Genomic DNA, 878 nt, shown 5'->3' with positions numbered 1-878 from the left:
AAGGGGCGTGAATTCGTCACGGAGCCGGTGGCTTTCGATCACCCCCTGTGGGTGCTGTACTCCTCGGGCACCACCGGCAAACCCAAAGGCATCGTCCACGGCCACGGCGGCGTCCTGCTCGAACACCTCAAAGCCATCGCCCTGCACACCGACCTCGGCCCCGACGACACCTTCTTCTGGTACACCAGCCCCTCCTGGATGATGTGGAACTTCCAGATCGCCGGACTCCTCGCCGGCGCCACCATCGTCTGCTACGACGGCAGCCCCACCCACCCGGCCACCGACACCCTCTGGCACCTGGCCGCCACCACCGCCACCACCGTGCTCGGCACCAGCCCCGGCTACGTCCTGGCCTGCGCCAAAGCCGACACCCACCCCGCCCGCGACCACGACCTCACCGCCCTGCGCAGCATCGGCATCACCGGCTCCGCGCTGCCCCCGTCCTCCTCACTGTGGCTACGCGACCACCTCGGCGACCACATCCCCGTCGCCTCCATCAGCGGCGGCACCGACGTCGTGTCCGCCTTCCTCGGCGCCGTCCCCACCGTCCCGGTCTGGCCCGGCGAACTGTCGGTGCCCTACCTCGGCGCCGCCGTCGCCGCCTACGACGAGCACGGCCACCCCGTGCGCGGCGAGGTCGGCGAACTCGTCATCACCGCCCCCATGCCCTCCATGCCCGTCCGGTTCTGGAACGACCCCGACGGCTCCCGCTACCACGACGCCTACTTCACCACCTACCCCGGCATCTGGCGCCACGGCGACTGGATCACCATCACCGACCACGACAGCGTCATCGTCCACGGCCGCTCCGACTCCACGTTGAACCGCAACGGCATCCGCATGGGCTCCGCCGACATCTACCAAGCCGTCGAAGCCCT

1 protein-coding gene is annotated in these 878 nt (G+C 69.7%); it reads left to right on the top strand.

All coding sequences use genetic code 11. The features are described 5' to 3' along the window. Window positions 1–878, top strand: an 878-nt coding sequence (locus QJS31_RS37250) for an AMP-binding protein (protein ID WP_306359029.1), incomplete at both ends; no start/stop codon positions are given.

It is taken from the genome of Nocardia sp. CC213A, from assembly GCF_030766805.1.
Classification (GTDB): Bacteria; Actinomycetota; Actinomycetes; order Mycobacteriales; family Mycobacteriaceae; genus Nocardia; species Nocardia otitidiscaviarum.
The sequence above is the reverse complement of the archived record's forward strand: the minus strand, read 5'-3'. Positions and strand labels throughout refer to the sequence as shown.